Source organism: Chitinophaga sp. SVR4-12A, from assembly GCF_056754765.1.
The window spans coordinates 1,518,251-1,537,373 of the sequence record NZ_JBPGWP010000001.1; the positions used below are offsets into that span (position 1 = coordinate 1,518,251).

At 46.5% G+C, this 19,123-nt stretch carries 14 protein-coding genes; 4 read left to right on the forward strand and 10 right to left on the reverse strand.

What is annotated here, in order from left to right:
• Positions 1–149 precede the first annotated feature (149 nt).
• The 5 genes from ACR9Y8_RS06165 to ACR9Y8_RS06185 are packed head-to-tail and all read right to left on the reverse strand — an operon-like array spanning position 150 to position 8,479.
• Positions 150–548: a VOC family protein gene (locus ACR9Y8_RS06165; protein ID WP_481212364.1), complete on the reverse strand. Its 399-nt coding sequence runs from the start codon at positions 546–548 to the stop codon at positions 150–152.
• A 34-nt stretch (positions 549–582) separates the two neighbouring features.
• Positions 583–1,650 (reverse strand): aldose epimerase family protein, encoded by a 1,068-nt coding sequence (locus ACR9Y8_RS06170; protein WP_481212365.1) that lies wholly within the window; start codon positions 1,648–1,650, stop codon positions 583–585.
• Positions 1,651–1,667: 17 nt separating this feature from the next.
• Complete coding sequence (locus ACR9Y8_RS06175; RefSeq protein ID WP_481212366.1) at positions 1,668–3,902, reverse strand: hypothetical protein; 2,235 nt, start codon at positions 3,900–3,902, stop codon at positions 1,668–1,670.
• Entirely contained in the window at positions 3,902–5,431 is a 1,530-nt protein-coding gene (locus tag ACR9Y8_RS06180; protein ID WP_481212367.1) for a RagB/SusD family nutrient uptake outer membrane protein, read from the reverse strand. The genes ACR9Y8_RS06175 and ACR9Y8_RS06180 overlap by 1 nt, the downstream gene beginning before the upstream one ends.
• An 18-nt stretch (positions 5,432–5,449) precedes the next feature.
• The gene (locus tag ACR9Y8_RS06185) at positions 5,450–8,479 is read right to left on the reverse strand and encodes a SusC/RagA family TonB-linked outer membrane protein (protein WP_481212368.1); all 3,030 of its coding nucleotides are present in this window, start codon (positions 8,477–8,479) and stop codon (positions 5,450–5,452) included.
• Between the two features lie 171 nt (positions 8,480–8,650).
• On the opposite strand from ACR9Y8_RS06185, the gene ACR9Y8_RS06190 reads away from it, so the two are divergent.
• Together ACR9Y8_RS06190 and ACR9Y8_RS06195 are read left to right on the forward strand one after the other, a co-directional pair.
• A complete protein-coding gene (locus tag ACR9Y8_RS06190) occupies positions 8,651–9,550 on the forward strand; it encodes an AraC family transcriptional regulator (protein ID WP_481212369.1) in 900 nt (299 codons plus the stop codon).
• Positions 9,551–9,808: 258 nt separating this feature from the next.
• Complete coding sequence (locus ACR9Y8_RS06195) at positions 9,809–10,159, forward strand: hypothetical protein (RefSeq protein WP_481212370.1); 351 nt, start codon at positions 9,809–9,811, stop codon at positions 10,157–10,159.
• Between the two features lie 259 nt (positions 10,160–10,418).
• Here ACR9Y8_RS06195 and ACR9Y8_RS06200 read toward each other — a convergent pair whose 3' ends face one another.
• Together ACR9Y8_RS06200 and ACR9Y8_RS06205 are read right to left on the reverse strand one after the other, a co-directional pair.
• Complete coding sequence (locus tag ACR9Y8_RS06200; protein WP_481212371.1) at positions 10,419–10,868, reverse strand: DUF433 domain-containing protein; 450 nt, start codon at positions 10,866–10,868, stop codon at positions 10,419–10,421.
• 5 nt (positions 10,869–10,873) lie between these two features.
• Positions 10,874–11,176, reverse strand: coding sequence for a hypothetical protein (locus ACR9Y8_RS06205; protein ID WP_481212372.1), 303 nt, complete (start codon positions 11,174–11,176; stop codon positions 10,874–10,876).
• Positions 11,177–11,370: 194 nt separating this feature from the next.
• On the opposite strand from ACR9Y8_RS06205, the gene ACR9Y8_RS06210 reads away from it, so the two are divergent.
• Together ACR9Y8_RS06210 and ACR9Y8_RS06215 are read left to right on the forward strand one after the other, a co-directional pair.
• On the forward strand, positions 11,371–11,556 hold the full coding sequence (locus tag ACR9Y8_RS06210; RefSeq protein ID WP_481216216.1) for a helix-turn-helix domain-containing protein: 186 nt from the start codon (positions 11,371–11,373) through the stop codon (positions 11,554–11,556).
• Between the two features lie 245 nt (positions 11,557–11,801).
• Positions 11,802–14,228 carry an ABC transporter permease gene (locus tag ACR9Y8_RS06215; protein WP_481212373.1) on the forward strand — a complete coding sequence of 809 codons (2,427 nt, stop codon included), beginning with the start codon at positions 11,802–11,804 and terminating at the stop codon, positions 14,226–14,228.
• Positions 14,229–14,248: 20 nt separating this feature from the next.
• Here the strand turns inward: ACR9Y8_RS06215 and ACR9Y8_RS06220 are convergent, their stop codons facing one another.
• The 3 genes from ACR9Y8_RS06220 to ACR9Y8_RS06230 form a co-directional block, all read right to left on the reverse strand.
• Entirely contained in the window at positions 14,249–16,378 is a 2,130-nt protein-coding gene (locus tag ACR9Y8_RS06220; RefSeq protein WP_481212374.1) for a xanthine dehydrogenase family protein molybdopterin-binding subunit, read from the reverse strand.
• A gap of 182 nt (positions 16,379–16,560) precedes the next feature.
• Positions 16,561–18,165 (reverse strand): carboxylesterase/lipase family protein, encoded by a 1,605-nt coding sequence (locus ACR9Y8_RS06225; protein ID WP_481212375.1) that lies wholly within the window; start codon positions 18,163–18,165, stop codon positions 16,561–16,563.
• Positions 18,166–18,243: 78 nt separating this feature from the next.
• Positions 18,244–19,041 (reverse strand): arginase family protein, encoded by a 798-nt coding sequence (locus ACR9Y8_RS06230; protein WP_481212376.1) that lies wholly within the window; start codon positions 19,039–19,041, stop codon positions 18,244–18,246.
• Positions 19,042–19,123 lie beyond the last annotated feature (82 nt).

A 19,123-nucleotide genomic window follows, 5' to 3' on the forward strand; every position in this document is an offset into this window, starting at 1 on the left:
TAGGTAGAGAATAGGCACAGCTAACTGAAGTGCCGGCACGAATAAAATGCCAAACTACCTGTTACTAGCAGCAAACAGGTTACATATAAATATATTTATCAATTGTTCGGTTTTGAGACAGGCAATGTCCGCATCAGCACAAGAAAATATTACTTTCTGGCGGCTGGCTCCAGCAGGTCCCACAGATTGCCGTACAAGTCTTTAAACACGGCAACAGTACCGTAGGCTTCCGTAACAGGTTCCCTGACGAACTCAACGCCCCGGGCCTTCATCTGCTCATAATCCCGTTTAAAATCATCCGTATAGAGAAAAAGAAAAACCCGGCCACCGGTTTGATTGCCAATACGGCTTTGCTGCTCTTTATCGGCTGCCTTGGCTAATAGTAAGCAGCTTTCCTTTGCGCCAGGTGGCGCTATCAGTACCCACCGTTTATCTTCGCTTAAAACGGTGTCTTCTATTAGTGTGAAGTTGAGCTGCTGCGTGTAGAATGCGATGGCCTCATCATAGTCAGCTACTACCAAAGCTATATGCGCTATATATTGCTTCATACGCTTAAGATAGTGTTTTGTGCCTGATCTTCTCCTATTTCACTCCAAACTCATAGATAGTTACTGTTCTGTAATCCTCCCCCGGCTCCAGGATGGTATTGGGGAAGTTCGGATGATTTGGGCTGTCGGGGAAAGCCTGTGTTTCCAGGGCGATGGCGCCGTGCTGCACATAGGGTTTACCCTGCTGGCCGGTGATGCTGCCATCCCAGAAGTTGGCAGTATAAACCTGTAGCCCGTGTTGGTCTGTAAATACACGTAGTGTCCTGCCTGTTTGCGTTTCCTCCAGCAAAGCGGCTGGCACAATGGCGCCTGGCTGCTGACGATTGAGCACATAATTATGATCAAATCCCCTGTCCTTCGGAAAATGAACAAAGCGCTCTCCTATTCTACCCGGCGAGGAAAAATCCGCAGCGGTACCAGCCAAGGGGAGTATCTTCCCGGTAGGCGTATTCCTGTCGTTCTTCTCCGTATAGTGCAGGGCGTGCACCTGTAATAAGTGGTCGCTGATCAGGGGTTGTTCAAAGCCGGTAAGATTAAAATAGCTGTGATTGGTAAAACTAACCGGCGTCCTTTTATCGGATACCGCAGCACATTCCATCACCAGCTGGTTGTCCTGGTTCAGCAGGTATTTTACTTTTACCCGCAGGTTGCCTGGATAACCTTCCTCTCCGTCTTTACTGGTGTATTCAAACTCCACCCCGGTATGTATATCCTCCCGAACCAGGGAACTGAGCGCCCATACCTTTTTATGGAAGCCTTCAAAGCCGCCGTGCAGGTGATTGTTATCGTTATTGACGGATAATTGCACCGGGCGTCCGTCAAGGGTAAAGCGACCTGCCGTAATGCGGTTGGCATATCTACCTACGATACAACCAAAATACCAGGGGTTGTGCTCATATGCTGCCGGATGCTCAAACCCGGCGGCGATGTTCCTGACAACACCGTTCCTGTCAGGCGTATATATGGACATCACTGTACATCCGAGGTTGGTAATATGCACTGTTACCGTCCCGTTGTTCAGGGTAATGAGATGCAGGGGCGCTCCATGGAGAGAGCCGCACTGTTTGCTTGCTACAGTTAAAGTTTGTTGTTGGGTATTCAAAACAGATGATTTAAGGACTAATCACTTACAGGCACCAGCTTTACGAGCATGGCATCTTTCGCTGGTACTGTCAGCAAAATGGATGCCTGTCCCGGCGTTACCTGTCCTAATGATTGCCCGGTTAACAACTCCGTAATAGCATATTTCCTGTTATCCAGGCCAATATACTTTAACGGTATGGTTTCCGTAAATGTTTGTTGCGCTGCGAAATTAAAAAGGGCCAGCATGGTAGTGTCCCCTTTTAAATAAAAAGAAAGCTGCTGGTCCAATGTTTCACCATCCGACATACGCAGGGGCGTAAATGCCTTGGGATGGCTGAAAAAGGCGCATACTTCCGGGTTGTTCAAAAAGCGTTTAGCCCGTTCTGCAGCCAGCTTTTCCCTGAAATCGGAGCCATCACCCAATATACTGCCCATAGCCATCATACTGTAGATCCTCACTTTGATCTCCTGCTCCGTCAGATCGGGGTTCTTCTGAAAATGCTGCATAATGGCCACATCCAGGTTAGTATAAGGCCATAGCGTACCCTGCACCCACCACATAAAAGAGCCCGTGGCCATCGATGCTTCCGTACTACCCCAATTGGGAAAGCCCGGCTGGTCATCCCTGAGATGGGAATAAACATCTGTAGACACAAAACGGGTATGCGCATACTGGTGCGGGAACATGGGCGATATAGCCTGGGTGATAAACACATCCGGCCCCATGATGGAATCAACGAGTGAGCGCAGCATCTTCATCCCCTGGTTATATGCCTGCATACCAGTACGGACCTGTTTGTCATAACGGGTAACAGATTCCAGTGATCCTGCTGTTAAAAAATCTATTTTAATAAAGGTTGCATTGATGGCTTTTGCTTTCTTCAGCTGGCTGATAATATACTCCCGTACGGCAGGATGCGTAGGATCAATAGCATAAGCGCCCCAATCGCCATCCTTGTAGGCTATAGGCTGCCGGTTCTTATCTTTCAGCACTACATCCCGCAGGGGAATATCAGTACCGCTCAATTTAGTCTGGTCTACCGTATTCTTCCAGGTCCACACGGCAAAGGGAATAAAATAAAAGCCCAATTGCTGGTTTCGCTTTTTACCGTATCTGCCAAGCGACGCAAGCAGGTCTGTGGTATAGATGCTCTGATCGTAAGAATCAATGCTCAGTACGGGCTTTGCGTACTTGTTGAAATTATCCAGGGTATAAATGAAATCTGATATCTTGGCCACGCCCGGTGGCATCATCACTTTAGAATAACCCAGCACGCCTTCTACCCCGAAGCTGTTCCAGTACACGGGTGCATATCCCTTCCATTCCTGCCGGCCGTTCTGTATCACGTTGGCCTGACCGTAGCTGGTAAAGTCGTTTCGCATATCATTGCTGCCAGCGAGGTATATAAGGGGTGATTGCACAGCAGCACCGCGAATAGTGCCATGGGGTGCATGATCGTGTGTACCGTCAAGTCCTCCGTATGCAGGCGGCAACGCTTTGTTATCTTCTACAGCAGCCCCGCCATAGATCCTGAAGGAGTCCAGTTCTCCTTTTGAAGGACTGGTATGGTAAGCAATACCTGTTTTCCAGCTATCGTGTGTGATACTACCGGTAACCAGGCCAGACAATGTGGTTTTATCGTACAATGCTGCAAATTCGTAGCTGGTACCAGTAACAGCTTTTGCCTGTGCAGCCGGCCATTGCTGTGTAAGGATCTTCACCCAGTTGTCATTATCGAAGGGAACATCGAGGATACGCGGCTCATTACCGGGAATATATACACGTCCTTTATCTGAAGGCAAGATTGTCAATGGTGATATATACCGGGTCTCCGGCTGGCCATCCCAACTCTCCATGGGTTTTGAACCCTTGGAGGGTTTAGCTTCCACGCTAATCAATAAAAAAGGTTGGTTTTCATAGAGGATAATATGCTGTATTAAACGTAAAGCTAGCTTATCATCTTCATGTTCAATTTGCAGATGCGTGCCTGTACCAAAAGCATCCTGCACCGCAGCAGTGGTAGCTTGATGCCTGCTGTAAGCAGAACTAACAAGGTAACCTGCATGGATGTCTTCCATACAGGCTACCGTATTCTGCAGATTTACGCCATTCTTAAAGTAATAGCTGACCGTACCCGATACCTGATCTACCACAAGCCTTAGCTGCTGATTGGAAAGCACCAGGCTATCGTTTCCCTGCCGGGCATTTGCCATGCCCAGGAAGAGAAAGCACGTGATAGACAGTATCCATTCTTTATACATACAATTCATTAATAACCTGGATTTTGATCTGCAGGCTGTAAAGCTGCGTTGTTCTCAAACTCTCTGGCTGGTATAGGATATAAAAGGTGCTTTTCCTGCATGTTAGGCGCAGCGTCCGGGTTGTGGGCCTTTACTTCGGCCAGAAGTGTGCCGGTGCGCTTCAGGTCAAACCAGCGCCAGCCTTCAAAGCCTAACTCACGCATGCGCTCTAACAGTAGCTCCTTGCGCAGCTGATCCTGGGTGGGCACACTGCCGTGTACTGCTTCATAGCTTTGCAGGCCAGCCCTGGTGCGGATCTTGTTCAGCTGTTGTAAACCTCCGGGAGTTTCGCCTAACTCATTCTGTGCCTCGGCATACATCAGTATCACATCTGCCAAACGCAGATAATAAAGATTACGGGAAGAATAGGAAGCGCTCACGGAAACATCTTTTGTAATATCGAACTTCTTCATGTGTGGCTTACCTACATCAGACCACCAGGAGTAATCTACCGGGTTGCCGTCTTTATCGAAAAAGAGCGTACGGAAAGTAGCGTCTTTACGGTTGTCGCCATCTTCAAAGCTATTAAAGTAATAATCTGTAGGAATGATCACATGACCACCGGCGCCGGGTAGCCTGGGATCATTGATCTGCCAGCAACCCAGGTTCTGTGCCAGATTACTGGTATTACCGTCTTCATTGGAGAACTGTATTTCAAAGAGCGACTCAATGTTATTTTCGTTTGCCTCCACAAAGAGATCTGCATACTTGGGCATTAAAGCTACATTGGATGCGTTTAATAAAGGCTCCAGTGTTGCTTTTGCATTGCTGTAATCCTTACGCGTCAGGTATACTTTGCCTAGCAGTGCCCTGGCGGTCTCCCTGGTTGCCCGGCCGGCGTTTTGCCCGCCACCTGCCTTGCTGTCAAGATTGGCCATCGCAAACTGCAGATCGGATATAATGAGATTGTATACCTCATCCGCACTGCTCCGGGGGTACCCGCCTTTGGCATCCGCTTCGGGATTCTCTGCTTCAGTGGGTAGCGGCACACCTCCATATAGTTGTACCAGGTAGAAGTAAAAAAGACTCCGCATAAATTTAGCTTCTCCTGTTGCCCTGTTCTTTATATCATCGCTTACCGGGGCTTTTTGTATGTATTTAATAGCAACATTGGCATTACCGATTCCCTTGTAACACACAGCCCAAAAGTTTTGTATCACATCATTCTGGGCTGTCATCAAGGTTGAATAAGTGTTTACAGCGCAGAAGTTCTGCCAGTAGGTACCCCAGGTTGGTACAAACAAAGTGGTCTTTCCTTCATCTGTTCCTACCATGCCTACTATTACGTAGTCGCTGCGCTTCAGCTCAAGCAGCTGGCGGTAGATACCTACCAATCCGGATTTTACCCCGGCTTCATCTTTATACAGCTCTTCCGGTGAAATGAATGATTCCGGCTTAATGTCCAGCTGCTTTGAACAGCCGGTGAACGCCACGCCCGCCATGGCCATACATCCCAAAAGAAGTCCGCGTAGATTGGAATATTTATATGTTGATGACATCTTGTTTCAGTTTTTAGATTATAAACCCAGATTTACGCCGAATAAAAAGGTGCGGTACCTGGGATAGATTTCTGCGCTGGTGGCGCCGGTGATCTCAGGATCGATACCCCGGAAGCCAGTGAACAGGAAAGGCTCTGTTACCTGTACATATGCACGCAGGGACCTGATCTTTGCTTTACTAAGGAGGTTGGGAGAAAAATCGTAGGCCATGGAAATATCTCTTACACGGATGAAATCTCCTTTCTCCACTGCATAGCTGGAAGAGCCGTTAGGCAACATTCTCAATGCGCTACCGAAAGCATTGGGCCTGGGTATATCAGTGTTCGTATTAGTAGGCGTCCAATAGTTCAGACCGTCTTTTATGATCACGTTGCGACCCGCACCAACGTACAGGAAATCGGTGTATGCTTTGTTATACACGTCATGGCCATACATGTAAGTGGTGAAGATGGTCATGGAGATCCTCTTATACCTGAAGTAGTTCCAGATACCGCCCCAGCCTTTAGGAGTGGTGCGGCCAACGATAGTACGGTCATACTGGTTGATGATACCATCGTTGTTCAGGTCTTTTACCTTAATATCGCCCGGCCGTCCGTTAGGGTTCAGCTTAAAGTCGTCTCCCTGCTGGTAAAGACCATCAAATACATAGTCGACGATCAGGCTGTTAGGCGCCTCCCCTACCTTTAGTGTTGGGCTAAGGGAGTCGCGGCCCGGCAGCAATCCCGTTATTTTCGAAGTGTATTTAGACCAGTTAAGGTTCACCTGCCAGTCAAAGTTGTTGGTTTTAACCGGCCATAACTTCAAACCGATATCCACGCCTTTCGTGTTCATGGAAGCAATATTGATGGTTTTGCTACTGAAGCCCTGAGAAGGCGCTAAGGTCTGATCCAGCAACAGGTTGCGGATATTTTTGTTGTAATAGTCGAACGTTGCCTGTATCCGGGAATTGAAGAATGCCAGGTCGAAGCCGGTATTGAACTGGTGCTGGCTTTCCCATTTCAGGCCGGGATTACCCTGGCTGGAACCTTGCTGGTAACCGGTGGTCTGACTGCTGCCATTAAAAGGATAGCTGGCTGAATTTAAGCGGGCAAAGATCCTGTCATAACTGACATCCTGGTTACCGATCACACCGTAGCTGATCCTGATTTTAGCGTCATTCACTTTAGACTTCAGCTTGAAGCCGATAAACGGCTCGTCAATCACACGCCAGGCGCCGCTCACCGAGGGGAAGAACCCATAGCGGTTATCTGCGCCGAAACGGGAAGAACCGTCATAGCGCGCGGTGAGGTTGAAGATGTAACGGTCTTTGAATTTATAGATCACCCTTCCCAGTAAAGAGCTGATCGCCCAGTCATAGTAATCGCTGTAGATCGCATCCCGGCGGGTAGCCAGTTTCATGTCGCGATAGGTCAGCTCGTCTGTAGGGAAGCCGGAAGCCACGTCCTGGTTCCATTCCTGCCTTCTTTTCTGGAAGGTAAACCCGCCCAGCACGTTGAATGAATGCTGTTCAGAGGGGTTATAGTCGTAAGTCAGGGTGTTCTCCCATACCCAGTCGCGATAGCCGAAGTTCTGCACTTTTGCCACACCTTGTTTGAGGTAGCCATCGCCCACGGTAGTACGCGGATAATATTCAAAGCGCTGGTTCTTGTAAATGTCAATACCGAGGCTGGAGCGGAAATTCAGGTTGCTGAGCACTTTATATTCCAGGAACAGGTTACCGATCAGGCGATCGTCCACGCTGTGGTTGATCGCATCCCTGGCGAGTACCACGGGATTGTTCACACTGATGTTGCCTGTGCCCGGGTCTACCTCTATCACCGGTTTGCCTGTTGAATCGTAGATAGGTCTCAGAGGGCTCATGGTAACGGCATTATAGTAAGTTTCGTTACTTACTACATCTGTTTCTATATGGGAATAGTTGCTGTTAAGGCCCATGGTTATTTTGTCCGTAACTGCGGACTCCATATTGCCTTTCACAGAATAACGCTTCATGTTTGAGCCTACAATGATACCATCCTGGTTCATATAGTTACCGCTCAGGTAGATCTTATTGCGGCCAATACCGTTAGAGATGCTCAGGGTATGGCTTTGCAGCGGCGCAACGCGGGTAATGGCGCTGGGCCAGTCGTAGGTCTTACCCTCTGCCAGGCTCTTAAGCTCCGTGGGACTAAACACCTGCTTATCGGTTTCGGGATCATTCAGTGGCCATGCATTCGGATCTTCATCGCTCAGTGCGATCCGCCTGATGTTAGCATAATCTTTCCCATCTATAAAATCATAGCTGCGGTAGATCTTCTGTATACCATAGTAACCGTTGTAATCAATGCTGGACCGACCTGTTTTAGCCTTCCTGGTAGTAATGATCACCACACCGGAAGCAGCCCTTGCGCCGTAGATAGCGGCTGCAGAGGCGTCTTTCAGCACATCTATGGATTCAATATCATAGGGGTTCAGCTCCCTGATATCTCCTGTCATGATCACCCCGTCTACCACATATGTCGGTCCTGATCCATCCGTATTGAGGGTATTGATCCCCCTGATACGAATGCTGGTGCCTGCACCGGGTTGATAGCCTCCGCTGTTGATCTGCACCCCTGGTACCCGGGATTGCAGGGCGCTGTTGATATTGGTTACCGGCAGCTCGCTCAGCTCTTTACCGGAGATGCTGGCCACAGCACTTGTCAGGTCTTTCTTCTTTTGCGAGCCGTAGCCGATCACCACCACTTCATTGAGCCCCGAAATGTCCGTTTCCATCAATGCGGTGATTGTAGTATCTGACGGTGATACGCTGGCCGTAAACGGCTTATAGCCGACATAGCTAAAAACCAGGGTAGCCTTACCATCAATACTGATCGTAAAATTGCCGTCTGCATCTGTTTTCTGGGAAGCCTTTTTGTTCACTGTGTTAGTAATGGTCACAAAAGGCAGTGGCTTTTTGGAACTGGCGTCGAGTGCCTTTCCCTTCAGCTGCCTTGTTTGCGCTGCCGCCTGGATACATATGCCTGCGGCTAGTAGTAAAAGGTAGAAGGATGTAAAGAATTTCTTCATAACATGAATTTTAGCCTTGTTGACGTGGCGCGTTCAATTAAATAGTCCCCTGTGGAAAATTGATCTGGTCCAAAATTCGTGGTTAGCTTTAAAACAAGGAATAGTGTTTTTTTCGATGATGATGGATTTTTATACGGTTTTTCCGAAATTGAATAAAATATATCTTTAGGCATGAAAGAGAAAGTTGCGAGAAAACGGGAGGGGTTTGAGGGACAGCGCCTTATTGTGCTACCGAAAAAGATCAGCACTGATTTTCTGACGAAAGATCCCATTACCCGGCAGGTGTATATTACCGACATAGGGTACTATCCCAAGGCCAGGGGCCATTATATCAAGCGCTCTACCGGAGTTGGGCAGCATATTATTATCTATTGTGTAGAAGGCAGCGGATGGCTGGAGATAGACAGGAAACGGGTGGAGATCCAACCTTCACAATTTGTTACTATTCCGATTAACACACCGCATACCTACTCGGCTAACGAGGATGATCCATGGACAATCTACTGGATACATTTTAAAGGAGAACTGGCGGCCTATATCGTAGAGTTGATATTGCAGCATGCAAAAAATTATAAGCCTTACCTGCCATATAATGAGGACCGCATAAAGCTGTTTGAAGATATTTATTCCAACCTGGAAAGAGGATATACAGCAGATAACCTGCGGTATGTGAACATGATCTTCTATCACTTTTTATCTTCTTTGCTGTACGAGGATAAGTTCAATTATATTCAGCATTCACCGGAAAAAGATGTGATCGCCTCTACGCTGGACCTGATGCAGCAAAAGGTACATACCAGGATCACGTTGAATGAGTTTGCGGAATTTGCGAATCTGTCGGTATCTTATTTTTCGACGATATTCAGGGAAAGAACGGGGTATGCACCGGTGGAGTATTTTAATCATTTAAAGGTGCAGAAGGCATGTCAATACCTATTGCTGCCGGATATTACGATTAAAGAAACCGCGCAGAAATTGGGAATGGATGATCCGTATTATTTTTCGAGGATGTTTTCTAAGTTAATGGGGGTATCGCCGAAGGAATATAGAAAGAGGAATAATGTGGGGTAAGCAATTCCGTAAAAAAATAACTTATCTCAACCATTAACATGTGATTCACACTTTAGCTTCAATAATGTTCCTATTTTCATCCTGACAACTATATTGTTAACCTGTTTAAAAACCAACAACCATGTCTAGTGACAACCTGCTATCAGTAAGTATTGATAGCATTGCAATGGACACCATTCTGCAGTCCATCTTGACCATCAAAACGCAGCTGCCGTTTTGTTAAAGCTAAGCCCAAGTGAACGACAAGTGTACTCCCGTATGGGTGACAAATCTTCGCCGTTTGTAGAAAAGGCCTTAGCTTATGCAGAAACCAATCCTCACCTGGTGCCACCTTATTTGCTAGTACCGGAATTTAAGAAGGATTTTGAATTGGTAAAATCACTTACCAAGGTAATGCAACCTCTACATAGTCTTGTAGAGGCTATTGATGACACGATGATCGTGGCAGGCTATGAGAGCTACAACGCGGCTCCCGTCTTTTACAACTCTGCCAAAAGAGCGGCAGACAATGGAGTACAAGGTACTCAAAGCATTGTAAATGACTTAAAACAACGGTTTCCGGGGCGTAGCGTCGCAAAAGTGCCTCCGAAGCCAACTGACGAGGCATAGTACCTAAAAGGTAATGTCTTGTAACAGCAAATTGCGGTATTGTTCCTGATCAATGGAGAATAATAACTGCAATTTGCTGTTCTTTTTAGGGCAATTGCGTAAGCAAATAGAAAGCCGCCCATCAAAAGCTGGTAAAAGTAGTTAATGACTTGCCAATTGTCTTACTTACCCGCAATCACGAAGGTTTAAAGTCGTCATTCGCAGTGCAGTAATGAAAATTGGTGTTAGCATACAGGCAGCGGCAATAAATTTTCCCGCCTCACGAAGGGTTCTTGTCAAAGTATTTACTCTCCAGCTGCTTTGCCAGCATCCAGACCATTAAACCCGATCTGTCATCATCCAGTTCTTCAATACCTCCCACAAAAATGTTGCTTTTATCCTTTGAAATAGTTAGGTTAGAACCATCCAATTCAATAGAAAACGTTCCTACATTCTCTCTGTGAAAATCCCACTCTTCCTGCAATGTTCTCAGAATGCACCCATCACAAAACTTAATTAAACGTTCATCCTTCTGGCATGCCAGGCTACTACAATACCTGATCACGGATGCTGCATCTTTAACGGAAATTTGATAATCACCAATAGAAGCTGGCAGATCATTCTCATAGTATATTTTAGTTACTACATCATAGACTCGCAACCTACGACCTATTAAACTTGGCTGGCCAAAGCACTTATGAGGATTGCACTCTATACATTGCATGTCCATTTCACTCAGTTTTTAACCTTAGCTCCGGACGATTTAGACTCAACCACAGCCCGCTTGCAATGGGATATCAACGCTTTCAGATCATGGGCAAGATGGCCGGCCACTTTAAGCATTATTTGCATTTCCTCAGGAGGGCATTTTTCGGGATACTTTAGATAAAGGGCGTATCTGTCGGCTGTCATGTTGCATTCGCTTTGTACAAAATCGTAAAAATTTTCTGGAAGCTCGTTGATCCTATCATGGATTGCAGCAAAAATAGACCGGACAGTTATCGGGGTAGCCTTTCTTGTAATTGTATCTGTTTGCATAAATTGCACTTTTTATATTTCAACAAAAAAGAGATGATTTATAGGCAGCATATGGCCTTTTCGAATAAATTCATTTGTAACTTGAAGGTAGAAAAGAAAAAAAGGACAAACACTCGCTGTTCACGAGTATTTAGTCTTTAATATGAGAAACGCTAAAATAGGTTATATCTGATCAACACATCTGTCATGGAGGAATCAATAGAAATCTACATCAGCTAGGAGCTAATATAAAATCAATAAGAAAACGAAAAAGACTTACTCAATTAAATATTGAGCAAAGAACTGGTATAGACGCCGGTGATCTAAGCCGGATAGAAAGCGGTCAAGTAAACCTTACATTTACTAAACTGATTAAACTAGCAACCGCATTAAATGTTTAGCTAAATGAAATATACCGGCTAAAAATTCAAAATAATTTCCCTGTACTATTACCTCTTATCTTTTCTTTACCAAAAAGAACCATTGTCCGCTCCTGAACATCAGTTGTATTAAAACCGGACAATCATTTCCCATACCTAATACATAAATATTTAATTCCCAGCTACCTACCCTTTAGGTCTCTTTTTTGACAGTTTAGACCTGATATTCTGGCCGTACGCATTTTGAGACCCTTATAAATGCAGTTATGCTTAAGAATTACTTAAAAGTTGCATTCCGCAGCCTTTCCAACAGCAAAGGTTTCTCTGCTATCAATATTATCGGGCTGGCCATTGGTTTAGCCACCTGTCTCCTTCTCGTATTCTACGTAGTTGATGAGCTAAGCTATGATCAGTATCATCAAAAAGCTGCCCGGATCTACCGTATCAATAATGAAGTAAAATTTGGCGATAATCATTTTGATCTTGCTCAGTCGCCTCCACTGTTAGGACCAACCATCGTCAAAGAATTTCCACAGGTAGAACAGTATACCCGCTTTCTGTGGCATGAGAATATACTGGTCAAAAAAGGAAATCAAAACGTTCGTGAAACTAAAGTAGTATACGCTGATTCCACGCTGTTCGAAGTATTCACGCTGCCCGCCATCTCAGGAGATGTGCATACCGCCTTAAAAGAACCCGGTTCGCTGGTAATAACAGAAAGCATTGCCAGGAAGTATTTTAACCGCACAAATGTCGTCGGGGAAACCCTGCTTATTAATAATGCCGATAATTATAAGATCACTGCTGTAATAAAAGACCTTCCTTCTCAATCACATTTTAATTTCGACTTTTTTATCCCCCTTGCTGAAAACGCGGAGAGCCGCAGTGAACAGGCCTGGTTTAGCCAAAACTTCAACACCTATCTCCTGCTAAGGAAAGAAGCCGATCCTGGAAAGCTGGTACCGGAGTTCAATAAACTAATGGACAGCCATCTCGGCCCTTTACTGAAAAGCGCTATCAACTCAACGCTGGACGAATTTAAAAAACAGGGGAATTATTCACGGTGTAGCCTTACACCGCTCACTGCAATCCATCTTCATTCAAATAGGATCGGCGAGCTATCAGCAAATGGCACCATCACTTTTGTATATATCTTCTCGGCACTCGCACTGTTAATCCTGCTGATCGCCTGTTTTAATTTCATGAACCTCACAACAGCACGTTCCTCCAGCCGCGCAAGGGAAATAGGGGTAAGAAAAGTGCTTGGCTCCTTCCGTAAGAACCTGGTTATCCAGTTCCTCACCGAATCTTTGTTAGTAAGCTTTTGCTCGTTACTGATCTCCGTTGTGATGATAGTGATCCTGCTGCCATGGTTTAACAATCTGTCGGACAAGCATATCAGTATCAGCTCATTATTGCAGCCATACATGCTGGCATTGCTGTTAGGCTTGATGTTCATCGTTGGACTGCTGGCTGGCAGCTATCCTGCATTCTTTTTGTCGGCTTTTCAGCCTGTCGAAGTATTGAAAGGAAAACTCCTTAAAGGCGTCAAGGCATCGTGGCTTCGGAATTCCCTGGTGGTGTTCCAGTTTACCGTTTCTATCATGCTTATTGTGGCCACCATTGTTATTTACAACCAGCTTACCTATATACAGAACAAGGATATTGGATTCAACAGGGAGCGCGTGTTGACCATTCAAAATACTAACGCGCTGAAATCGCAGGTCATCAGTTTCAAAAAAGAGCTCATGGCAATGAGCGGCGTTGAAAATGCTACCATGACAAGCTATTTGCCTGTAAATGGATTCAGAAGCAGCGAAACATATTTTACATCTCCAGCATTGGATCAAAGATCAGCCATTGCGATGCAAAGCTGGACAGTCGATGAGCACTTTATTCCTACATTCAATATGAAGCTTCTAAATGGCAGAAATTTTTCTCCCGATTTCCCATCTGATTCAACTGGCTTTATTATCAATGAAGCTGCCGCCCGCTTCATCGGAGCCGGGGATCATATCAATAGAAAACTATACAGGCTGGCAAATGTCCAGACCGGGAAGCTGGCGGAATATAAGATCATCGGAATTGTAAAAAACTTCAATTTCAACTCCTTAAGGGACAAGATAACTCCGCTCGCATTACAACTTGGACGTGAAACCGGTAGCATATCTATCCGCTTAAAAACATCAGACATCCCTGGTATGCTGCTGCAAATAAAGAACAAGTGGCAATCCTTTGCACCAGAAGAGCCTTTTAATTTCTCTTTTGCAGATCAAGAGTTTAATAACCTCTACAAAACTGAACGCAGAACAGGAAAGGTAGTTACTACGTTCGCAATACTCGCGGTTTTAATCGCCTGCCTGGGTTTGTTTGGGCTGTCAATGTATGCTGCGCAGCAGCGTATGAAGGAAATAGGAATCCGGAAAGTATTGGGCGCTTCCGTAGGTAATATCGCCAGTATGCTGACAAAGGACTTTTTAAGCCTTGTTCTCATTGCTGCAGTGATAGCTTTCCCAACTGCAAGATGGCTCATGCACAAATGGCTGGAAGGCTTTGCGTACCGTACAAGTATCAATTGGTGGATATTTGTACTGGCGGGTGTGGTTACATTACTGATTACATTGTTAACAATAAGTTTTCAGGCCGTTAAAGCGGCAGTGGCAAATCCCGTTAAGAGCCTGAAGGCCGAATAAAATAAGTATAGGAAACTCAGCTATAGCCGTACCGGCAATTTCCTTACCCTTTTTCCAGTCGCCATGAAAAGCGCATTTGCCAGGGCCGGGGCAATAAGTGGCACGCCTGGCTCCCCTGCCCCACCCATTTGTTCTGTACTGGGGACAATATATACTTCTATAGCCGGCATCTCATTCATGCGCAACATGCGATAGTCATGAAAATTACTTTGTTTCACCCGCCCTTCTTCCAGGGCGATCTCGCCATACAAGGCAGCTGTCAATCCATATACAATTCCGCTTTCCATCTGTGCACGCACTCCATCCGGATTTACCGCTAAACCGCAATCAATGGCGCAAACTACGCGGTGAATACGTATCCGTCCGTTATCGATAGACAATTCAACTGCCTGCGATACGTAACTACCCATTGCTTTATGGACCGCTATTCCACGGGATCTGCCGGGGGGCAATGCCTGCCCCCATCCAACCTTTTCTGCAGCCAGGTTAAGCGCAGCCAGGTGGCGGGGATGATCTTTCAACAATATCCGGCGATACTCCACCGGGTCTCGCCCTGCCATTGTCGCCAGTTCATCGATCAGGGTTTCCATTACAAAACAGGTATGGGTATTTCCTACGGAACGCCATGCCGATACAGGAACGCCTGCCGTAGTAGTATGTAATTCCAGGGAGTAATCCCGGATGGGATTCAGATAAGGAGAACCATTAACCCCGTCTACTGAACTGTAGTCAATGCCATTCGGGGCAATGGCGCTAGCCAGTGGGGTGTTAACAAAAAGAGACTGGCCGACAATGCGGTGCAGCCAGGCTGACGGCAGACCATTTTCATCAATACCAATATGGACCCGATGGAAATAAACAGGCCGGTAGAAACCTCCTTTTATATCATCCTCTCTTGACCATATAAGTTTGATGAATTGCCCGCTTGCTTTGGCAATATGTACAGCTTCCATCACCCAATCCGAGCCGAAAGATCCACGCCTGCCAAAACTACCTCCGATGTATGGCGTATGCAACTCTACCTGCTCAGGCTTTAAACCTAAAAAAGCGGCTACCTGTTGCTGATGCAACAATGGCCATTGGGTGCCCACCCATACCTGGCATTTGTCTTCGAGAATTTTTACGGTACAATTCAACGGTTCCATCGGCGCATGCGCCAGGTAGGGAAAAGAATATGCTGCTTCAATTGTTTTGTATGCAGTTTTTAGCGCGGCAGCGGCATTTCCTTTTTGCTGAACAGGATCTCCTTTCGTTTCTGATAAGCGGCTGTAGGTTTCCAGCAGCGCGTTACTGTTAATATTCGCATTGAGTCCCAAGTCCCATTCCACCTGTAGTGCATCACGCCCTTGTTTGGCAGCCCAATAATGATCCGCGATCACTGCGATCCCCTCGGGGATCTGCACCACATCACGAACACCGTTGATGGCCTTCGCCTGGGTAGCGTTAAATGACTTCACTTTTCCACCGAAGACAGGAGGATGGGCTACCACAGCTGTAAGCAATCCGGGGAACTGGATATCGATACCATATTTAGCCTGGCCATTTACTTTTTCCCGGCTATCCAAGCGCTTCTGAGACTTCCCTATGTACTTCCATTTACCGGGCTCCCGCAACTTTACGACGGGCGCCGGCAGCTTTGCCGCATCAGCGGCTACTTCGCCATAGCTAAGCCGTTGATGACCATGTGTTACATATCCATCCTTTGTACTGCAAGCTTCGGGCGGCACATTCCACCGTTTTGCCGCAGCCGCCACCAGCATTGTTCGCGCAGTAGCACCGGCCATGCGGTAGCGATCAAACTCGGAGCGGGTGGAATCTGATCCACCCGTAGCTTGAACAAAAGGGTCTTCCTCAAAGTCTTTTCCTTTACCGGAGGGACGGTGGGCGACCTTGATCTTACTCCAATCGCAATCCAGCTCTTCCGCAATCAGCATGGGTAAAGTAGTCCAGATCCCCTGCCCTATTTCTACTTTGGATAAAGTAATATGTATACTGTTATCGGTTGCTATTTGCAGGAAGGCGTTCATTGTATTGATGGCCGGAGATGATGTTCCTGGGAGAAAATGCCTGGCTACTATCGCCGCAGTAAAAGAAACGAATAAACCTCCACCGGCCAGCGCGCCTGTTTTAATAAAATCTCTGCGATCCATCTGCTTATTAGTTGTAGGATGATCTTCAAAATAAACTACTAAAACAATGCAAGAGGCTCGCTATTGATGACCTGCATATGCAGATACATCAAATACGCCCGGTAATTGATGAGCGGCCGGATAAACGAAAAGGCCTGTAAACCGACGTTTACAGGCCTCATTTAAAGGTGATAAACCAAATGCTATTTTGTAGCTAGCCTGACCAGCGTGTGATAACGTTCCTCATGCTTGCTCTGTTCTGCCCTTGTATTTACGTTAATGTGCATCACAGTAACCGGCTTGGTGCTGTTGGCTACAGGCCAGGCAGGCAAACCGTCTCCGTTAGGGTCATGCTTAATAATAAAGTTGGCGAAATACTGCTGCATGGTCCTGGACACTTTATAATCGTCTTCCGTCCATGCAAAGACTTTATTATTATCCAGGTTACCCATGGCGTACTCGATCTCTGCAGAATGAACCGCCCCTTTAGCAGAAGGAGCTGGTGGTTTTTTAGCGGCGTCGGGATTTCGCTGTATGCCACCGGCTAAGCCAGGTGTCGCATTGCCTAATTCGGGACGCATAGCAGGCCTGGGACGTTCATAATAATAACGATACACCGGGCTTTTACCGGTGTTTGTGTGCATGTCAGCCCAACGCCAGGTGCTAAAGCCGATAAAACGATCACCGGCAAGGTCTGTAGCCACTTTTTCTACCTCTTCATCCGATGCAGGGTTATAGACTTTCAATATTTCAGCTGCCTTGTCGCCATATAATTTTTGAACGGCCTTCTCAAAGTTCTCTTTTGTGGGCGGCTCATTTCCCACTATGCCATGGTAGTCTCCTTCCTGGCTGTTCCATCCCAACAGCAATGGCACCTGTGCCTGTTCGCCTGCTGCAAAGATCTCATAAGGACTTTTTGGAAAGAAATAACCATCTACTGTGCGGCTGAAACGGAAAGGACCAAATTTTCCAACCACCTTTAAAAGAGAATCAGCGTTCATAGCTCTGAGCTCAGCCAGGGAATTAGCACCGGCAGCTTTGGCAAATTCAACGCCTGTTTTCTCTCCTTCACTCAATGGCAGGGCGGGTAATGCTCCCAATATGGAACCGCTCTCTCCTATGGCAGCAGCAAACAGCTTTCTGGATAAGGGAGAAGCCATTTGTGCGCTTACCGCAACAGAACCGGCAGACTCACCGGCGATAGTCACCCTGGTTGGATCTCCGCCAAAAGCGGCGATGTTCTGCTGCACCCATTTTAAAGCTGCAGCCTGGTCAAGCAATCCGTAATTGCTGGAAGCGTGGTGTGGCGATTCTTTTGTTAATTCAGGATGAGAGAAAAATCCGAATAGACCCAGGCGATAGTTAACTGTCAGTGCCACTATTCCTTTCTGCGCCATGCTTTCGCCATCATAACGGCCTTCTGATCCATCGCCGGCTACAAAACCACCACCGTAGAAGTAAACTAATACCGGCAGGCGTTCTTTATCTGATTTTGCGGGTGTCCATACATTCAGGTACAAACAGTCCTCGCTCATGCCATCAGAACGGAAGGCCATATCGCCGTAAATGGGCAGCTGCATGGTACGCGGACCAAAATGATCCGTTTTTCGCACTCCCTCCCAGTTTTTAACCGGCTGAGGCTCTTTCCATCTAAGGTCTCCTACAGGAGGCGCCGCAAAAGGAACTCCTTTAAAAGAACGTATGCCACTTTTCTCCAGAGTTCCTTCTACAATTCCATTGGCTGTTTTTGCCTGGTTATTGCTGCCGAGCGATTGGGCGTTTGCGTGGAATGTGATCACAACGGACATTAGCGATAAGCATGTTTTTAAATATCTCATTTCTCGTGCTCTTTTACTGGTAATATACAAATAAGCGCTCTTGAAATATTATACCTTTTTAGCCTGGTCCAATATTGCCTTAACAGGCGCCAATGCCTCTTGCGTGGTAGCCGTTGATTCCGTAATACACAAGCCCACCACATCAAAATCGTTCCTGAGCTTTTCAATGATCTCCACCACTTCGTTTACTTTAAAACCGTTAGCTGTAGGAAACAAAATATGCTCGTATTCCGCTGGATCCAGCACATCCAGGTCAAGATGGATGTACACCTTTCCATAGCCCTTCTGTCCGACAGCCTGTTCTATGCGATTGTAGTCTGCACCCTCGAGCGATACGATATGGTGATGAACAATGTATCGCCGTTCATCCTCATCCAGGTCACGCAGCCCAACGTAACAGATCTGTTCCGGTTTAATAAATGAGAACAGCTGCTCCTTTATTTTCTCGTCACCTTCTCCCAATAAAGTACGTAACGGCATGCCGTGAAAGGTCTGGCTGGGGGATGAGGCCGGTGTATTCAGATCCGCATGGGCATCTATCCATACAATACAAAGATCTCCGCCATACATACTGTTAAGGTAGGATATCGGAATGATCTCTATCCCGCAATCTCCTCCGATGGTAACCAATTTTGCAGGCTTAGCTGCAGCAACCATGTTCCGGAAGCTTTCCGCCTGTTCCAGGATAGGCCAATATCCTTTTATTGCATTTACGGTGGTTAACGTTTTATCTGAGAGCGGAACTTCAGGTACCTTTTCTCCAAAGTATTCTTTCAGGGTGGCAGCGCCCTGTTTTAATTCATCTGTAAGTCCGGAACCTTGCCATTGGGGATTGATGATAAGCATGTGGGTTAAATTTCTTCAAATATATCTATATTTAGGCGTACACCCTACTTATGAAAGATAAACAGCCCCTTCCGCAAGTAGC

Bases quoted from the DNA above. Each gene is read 5' to 3' on its own strand.
- ACR9Y8_RS06200 (WP_481212371.1), bottom strand. From the start codon at position 10,868: ATGGACATGCAATGTATAGAGTGCAATCCTCATAAGTGCTTTGGCCAG.
- ACR9Y8_RS06195 (WP_481212370.1), top strand. From the start codon at position 9,809: ATGGGTGACAAATCTTCGCCGTTTGTAGAAAAGGCCTTAGCTTATGCA.
- ACR9Y8_RS06185 (WP_481212368.1), bottom strand. From the start codon at position 8,479: ATGAAGAAATTCTTTACATCCTTCTACCTTTTACTACTAGCCGCAGGC.
- ACR9Y8_RS06165 (WP_481212364.1), bottom strand. From the start codon at position 548: ATGAAGCAATATATAGCGCATATAGCTTTGGTAGTAGCTGACTATGAT.
- ACR9Y8_RS06180 (WP_481212367.1), bottom strand. From the start codon at position 5,431: ATGTCATCAACATATAAATATTCCAATCTACGCGGACTTCTTTTGGGA.
- ACR9Y8_RS06175 (WP_481212366.1), bottom strand. From the start codon at position 3,902: ATGAATTGTATGTATAAAGAATGGATACTGTCTATCACGTGCTTTCTC.
- ACR9Y8_RS06230 (WP_481212376.1), bottom strand. From the start codon at position 19,041: ATGCTTATCATCAATCCCCAATGGCAAGGTTCCGGACTTACAGATGAA.
- ACR9Y8_RS06225 (WP_481212375.1), bottom strand. From the start codon at position 18,165: ATGTCCGTTGTGATCACATTCCACGCAAACGCCCAATCGCTCGGCAGC.
- ACR9Y8_RS06205 (WP_481212372.1), bottom strand. From the start codon at position 11,176: ATGCAAACAGATACAATTACAAGAAAGGCTACCCCGATAACTGTCCGG.
- ACR9Y8_RS06220 (WP_481212374.1), bottom strand. From the start codon at position 16,378: ATGGATCGCAGAGATTTTATTAAAACAGGCGCGCTGGCCGGTGGAGGT.
- ACR9Y8_RS06190 (WP_481212369.1), top strand. From the start codon at position 8,651: ATGAAAGAGAAAGTTGCGAGAAAACGGGAGGGGTTTGAGGGACAGCGC.
- ACR9Y8_RS06215 (WP_481212373.1), top strand. From the start codon at position 11,802: ATGCTTAAGAATTACTTAAAAGTTGCATTCCGCAGCCTTTCCAACAGC.